The organism is Pseudomonas koreensis (assembly GCF_036668835.1).
In the GTDB taxonomy this organism is placed as follows: domain Bacteria; phylum Pseudomonadota; class Gammaproteobacteria; order Pseudomonadales; family Pseudomonadaceae; genus Aquipseudomonas; species Aquipseudomonas koreensis_I.
Genome location: NZ_JAZEVW010000020.1, coordinates 1 through 6,294, shown reverse-complemented (window position 1 = coordinate 6,294; position 6,294 = coordinate 1). Strand labels below are relative to the sequence as shown.

At 62.3% G+C, this 6,294-nt stretch carries 1 protein-coding gene; it reads right to left on the bottom strand.

Annotation, left to right across the window (positions count from 1 at the left end; translation table 11 throughout):
* The coding region (locus tag V6F91_RS27110; protein ID WP_332769915.1) for an immunoglobulin-like domain-containing protein at positions 1 to 6,294 on the bottom strand (6,294 nt) is incomplete at both ends.

The following is a 6,294-nucleotide window of genomic DNA, read 5'->3' as shown; positions in this document are numbered from 1 at the left end:
CGCCGGTCACGTTAGTGATCGAGTTGGTCAGCGGAGCGTTACCAGCCAAGGCATCGTTCGGTGCGGTGGTGGTCGCGGTGCCGGTGGTTTGGCCAACACCGATGGTGATGGTCTGGCCGTTGGCCAAGGTCACGACGACAGGCGAGCCGGTCACTGGCGCACCGACGGTGGCGGTGTAAGTGACGGTGCCGCCTTCAGCGACCGAAGTATCTGCCGTCAATTTGACCGTCGAAGTGTCAATGGTGTCGGTAACTGTCGTCACGGCTGGAGCGGTGTTCGGCACCAGATTTTCGAAGTTGCCACCGGTAGCGCTGGTGATGGTCGCCTGCACGGAGCCAGCATCTTTGTAGACGTCATCGGACGGTGCCGGAACAGTTGCGGTGCCAGTGGTTTCGCCTGCCTTGATGGTGATTACGGCACCGTTCGACAGGGTCACGGTGACTGGCGAACCGGCAGCGTTGCTCAGTGTTGCGGTGTAAACAATCGAACCGCCTTCAGTGACCGAATTAGTTGCGCTCAGCGACAGGTCGGTGGTGTCGACAACGTCGGTGACAGTGGTCGAGACTGGGGTTTTGTCCGCCACCAGATTTTCAAAGTTGCCGCCGGTCACATTGGTGATCGAGGTGGTGATCGGCGCATTGCCGGTCAGCGCATCGTTCGCTGCGGTCGTGGTCGCGGTACCGGTGGTCTGGCCAACACCGATGGTGATGGTCTGGCCGTTGGCCAAGGTCACGACGACAGGCGAGCCGGTCACTGGCGCACCGACGGTGGCGGTGTAAGTGACAGTGCCGCCTTCAGCGACCGAAGTATCAGCGGTCAGTTTGACGGTCGAAGTGTCGATGGTGTCGGTAACTGTCGTCACGGCTGGAGCAGTGCTCGGCACCAGATTTTCGAAGTTGCCACCGGTGGCGCTGGTGATCGTTGCCTGCACGGAGCCGGCGTCTTTGTAGACGTCATCGGACGGCGCAGCAACGGTTGCGGTGCCGGTGGTTTCGCCAGCCTTGATGGTGATCACGGCGCCGTTCGACAAGGTCACGGTCACTGGCGAGCCAGCGGCGTTGGTCAGGGTCGCGGTATAAGTGATCTGACCGCCCTCGGCCACGGAACCGGTCGCGGACAGCGACAGGTTTGTAGTGTCGACGGTGTCGGTGACGTTGGTCGAAACCGGGGTCTTATCGGCAACCAGGTTCTCGAAGTTACCGCCGCTCACATCGGTGATCGAGTTGGTGATCGGCGCATGACCAGCCAACACATCATTCGGTGCGATGGTGGTCGCGGTACCGGTCGTCTGGCCGACGCCGATGGTGATGGTCTGACCGTTGGCCAGCGTCACGACAACCGGCGAACCGGTGACCGGAGCGCCAACAGTGGCGGTGTAGGTGACGTTGCCGCCTTCTGCAGCCGACTCGGTGGCGGTCAGTTTGACCGTGGTGGTGTCCAGAGTATCAGTGACGTTGGTCACCGCCGGCACAGTGCTTGTCACCAGGTTCTCGAAGTTGCCGCCGGTTGCATCCTTGATGCTGACTTCGACTTTGCCGGCATCTTTGTAGACGTCATCGGACGGTGCAGCAACGGTTGCGGTGCCGGTAGTCTCGCCAGCCTTGATGGTGATTACGGCGCCGTTCGACAGAGTCACGGTCACCGGTGTGCCGGCCGGGTTGGTCAGCGTTGCGGTGTAGGTGATCTGGCCACCTTCGGCCACCGAGTCGCTGGCGGTCAGGTTCAGATTGGTGGTGTCGGTGGTGTCCGATACCACGGTGTCGGCGGACTTGCCGTCGACCACCAGTTTTTCGTAGTTGCCGCCCGTGGCGCCATCGATGGTCACGCTCAGCGAACTGCCGCCAGCCAACGGGCTGTTAGGCGCGACGTAGTTGACGCTGCCCGTGGTTTCGCCGACGGCGATGGTGATGGTCTGGCCGTTGGACAGGGTCACGACAACCGGCGAGCCGGTGACTGGCGCGCCCACGGTCGCGGTGTAGACCACGGTTTCGCCTTCGGCGACGTTCGCCGTAGCGCTCAGCGATACGGTGGAGGTGTCGATGGTGTCGTTGACGGTGGTCACCGCCGGAACGGTGCTGGTAACCAGGTTTTCGAAGTCGCCACCGGTGACGCCTTTGATGGTCGCTTCAACGCTGCCGGCGTCCTTGTAGACGTCGTCCTTCGGTGCATCGACGGTCACGGTGCCGGTGGTTTTGCCGGCATCGATGGTGATTACGGCGCCGTTCGACAAGGTCACGGTGACTGGCGAGCCGGCGGCGTTAGTCAGGGAGGCGGTGTAGGTGATCTGCCCGCCTTCGCTCACCGAACCGGTAGCGCTGAGCGTCAGGTTGGTGGTGTCGACGGTATCAGTCACGGTGGTGCTGACCGGCGTTTTGTCGGCAACGAGGTTTTCGTAGTTGCCGCCGCTGACGTTGGTGATCGAGTTAGTGATCGGCGCGTGGCCGGTCAAAGCATCGTTCGGTGCGGTGGTGCTCACGCTGCCGCTGGTCTTGCCGACTTCGATGGTGATGTTCTGACCGTTGGCCAGGGTCACGACCACAGGCGAACCGGTGACCGGCGCGCCGACCGTGGCGGTGTAGGTGACAGTGCCACCTTCGGCAGCGGTCTCGGTGGCGGTCAGTTTGACCGTCGAAGTGTCGACGGTGTCGGTGACATCGGTGACCGCCGGCGTGCTGCTCGGCACCAGATTTTCAAAGTTGCCGCCCGTGGCGTCCTTGATCGTGACTTCGACTTTGCCGGCATCTTTATAGACGTCATCGGCTGGAGCCGGAACGGTCACGGTGCCGGTGGACTTGCCAGCTTCGATAGTGATCACCGCGCCATTCGACAAGGTCACGGTGACCGGCGTACCGGCCGGATTGCTCAAGGTCGCGGTGTAAACAATCGAACCGCCCTCGGCAACGGAGCCGGTCGCGGACAACGACAGGTTGGTGGTGTCGGCAACGTCAGTCACCGAGGTCACGGCCGGGGTCTTGTCGGCGACGAGGTTTTCGTAATTGCCGCCGCTGGCGCCGTCGATTTTCACGCTCAAGGTGTTGCCGCCGGCCAATGCATCGTTCGGCGCGGTGAAGTTGACGCTGGCGTTGCTGGCGCCGACCGGGATGGTGATGGTCTGGCCATTGGACAAGGTCACGACTACTGGCGAGCCGGTGACCGGCGCGGTCACGGACGCGGTGTACACCACCACGCCGCCTTCGACGGTGCTGGCGCTGGCCGTCAGCGAAACAGTGCTGTTGTCGATGGTGTCGGTGACATCGGTCACTGCCGGGGTCTTGTCGATGACCAGGTTTTCGAAATTGCCGCCGCTGGTCTTGGTGATGCTCGCATCGACCTTGCCGGCGTCCTTGTAGACGTCATCGCCGGGAGCTGCGACGGTCGCGGTGCCGCTGGTTGCGCCTTTGGCGATGTTGATCACCGCACCGTTGCTCAGGGTCACGGTCATTGCCGTGCCGGCCGGATTGGTCAGGGTCGCGGTGTAGACGATCGAACCGCCCTCGGCAACGCTGCCGGTGGCGTTCAGGCTGATATTGGTGGTGTCGACGCTGTCGGTGACTTTGGTCACGACCGCAGAGCGATCGGCATCGACCTTTTCGAAATTGCCCCCGGTGTGGCTGGAGATTGCAGTCTGCACCTTGCCGCCATCCACGTATGGCGTGTTGGCCGGGGCAGGGAAGTTCACCGAGCCGCTGGTGGCACCGGCAGCGATGTTGATCACCGCGCCGTTGGCCAGGGTCACCGTCATGGCGCTGCCGGCCGGGTTGCTCAGGGTCGCGGTGTAGGTGATCTGGCCGCCTTCGCTGACGGTGTCGCTGGCGGTCAGGGTCAGGCTGGTCTTGTCGACGGTGTCGTTGACCGTGGTGCTGACCGGGGTCTTGCTGACGTCGAGTTTCTCGAAGTTGCCGCCGCTGGCGTCGGTCATGGTCACGGTGAGCTTGCTGACATCCTTGTAGACGTCATCGCTCGGCGCGGCGATGGTCACCGAACCGCTGGTCTTGCCAGCCTCGATGGTGATGGTCTGGCCGTTGCTCAGGTTGACGGTTACCGGTGTCTGCGCAGCGTTGGTCAACGTTGCGGTGTAAGTGATCGAAGTACCTTCGAGCACATAGCTTTCCGCACTGAGGGTCAGGTGCGTGGTGTTGACGGTGTCGGCGACATCGGTCACCGCCGGCGTCGGGTTGGCCACCAGATTTTCGAAATTGCCTCCGGTGGCGTCCTTGATGTTCACTTCGACTTTGCCGGCGTCTTTGTAGACGTCATCGGCAGGCGCTGGAACAGTCACGGTGCCGGTGGTCTTGCCAGCGTCGATGGTGATCGTCGAGCCGTTGCTCAGGGTCACGGTCACCGGCGTGCCGGCCGGGTTGCTCAGGGTCGCGGTGTAGGTGATCTGGCCGCCTTCGTTGACGTTGCCGGTGGCGGTCAACGCAACGGTGGTGGTGTCGACGGTATCGGTCACGCTGGTGCTGACCGGGGTCTTGTCGGCGACCAGATTTTCAAAGTTGCCGCCGCTGACGTTGGTGATCGCGTTGGTCAGCGGTGCGTGACCGATCTGGACGTCATTCGATACGGGGGGGGTAACGCTGCCGCTGGTCTGGCCGACGGCGATGGTGATGTTCTGGCCGTTCGCCAACGTCACGACAACAGGCGAGCCGGTGACTGGCGCGCCGACGGTGGCGGTGTAAGTGACGGTGCCGCCTTCGGCGACCGAAGTATCGGCGGTCAGTTTGACTGTCGAGGTATCGATGGTGTCAGTGACTTGAGTGACCGCCGGGTTGGTGATCGGGACGAGATTCTCGAAGTTGCCGCCGGTGGCGCTGGTGATCGTCGCCTGAACAGAGCCGGCATCTTTGTAGACGTCATCGGCAGGTGCAGCAACGGTCGCGGTGCCGGTGGTTTCGCCAGCCTTGATGGTGATCACGGCGCCGTTCGACAAGGTCACGGTCACTGGCGAACCAGCGGCATTGGTCAAGATCGCGGTGTAAGTGATCTGGCCACCTTCGGCCACAGACCCCGTCGCAGTCAGCGACAGATTTGTAGTGTCGGCGACGTCGGTGACGGTGGTGCTGACCGGGGTTTTATCGGCCACGAGGTTTTCGTAGTTGCCGCCGGTCACGTTGGTGATCGAGTTTGTCAGCGGAGCGTTGCCAGTCAAGGCATCGTTCGGTGCGGTGTAGGTGACGGAACCAGTGGTTTGACCTACAGCGATGATGATGTTCTGGCCGTTAGCCAACGTCACGACAACAGGCGAGCCGGTGACGGGCGCGTCGACGGTGGCGGTGTAAGTGACGCTGCCGCCTTCGGCAACCGAGGTGTCTGCGCTCAGCTTCACCGTCGAAGTGTCGACCGTGTCGGTGATCTCCGTCACTACTGGCGTGGTATCCGGAACCAGGTTTTCGAAGTTGCCGCCGGTGGCGTTCTTGATGCTGACTTCGACTTTGCCTGCGTCTTTGTAGACGTCATCAGCAGGGGCTGTAACGGTGACGGTGCCGGTGGTTTTGCCGGCCTCGATGGTGATCACCGAGCCGTTGCTCAGGGTCACGGTGACGGGTGTACCCGCCGGATTGGTCAGCGAGGCGGTGTAAGTGATCTGGCCGCCTTCGGCCACGGAACCGCTGGCGCTGAGGCTCAGGCCGGTGTCATCGACCGAGTCGGTGATGGTGGTGACTGCTGGAGTGTTGCTTGGCACCAGATTTTCAAAGTTGCCACCGGTAGCGCCAGTGATCGTGGTGCTGACGGTGCTGCCATTGTTGTACACGTCATTGGCCGCAGTCGGCACGTTCACGGTGCCTACGGTTTCGCCAGCGGCAATGGTAATGGTCGAGCCGTTCGACAGGGTGACGGTCACCGGCGTCTGCGCCGGGTTGGTCAGGGTCGCGGTGTAAGTGATCTGGCCGCCTTCAACGATGTTGTTGGTTGCGGTCAGGGTCAGGCCGGTGTTGTCGACCGAATCGGTGATGTTGGTGACTGCTGGCGTGGTGTTTGGCACCAGGTTTTCGAAGTTGCCGCCCGTTGCACCAGTGATGGTGGTGCTGACGGTGCTGCCATTGTTGTACACGTCATTCGCCGCAGTCGGCACGTTCACGGTGCCTACGGTTTCGCCAGCGGCAATCGTGATGGTCGAGCCATTCGACAGGGTGACGGTCACCGGCGTCTGCGCCGGGTTGGTCAGTGTCGCGGTGTAGGTGATCTGGCCGCCTTCGACGATGTTGTTGGTCGCGGTAAGTGTCAGGCCTGTGTTATCGACCGAATCGGTGATGGTGGTCACCGCTGGGGTCGGATTCGGCACCAGGTTTTCGA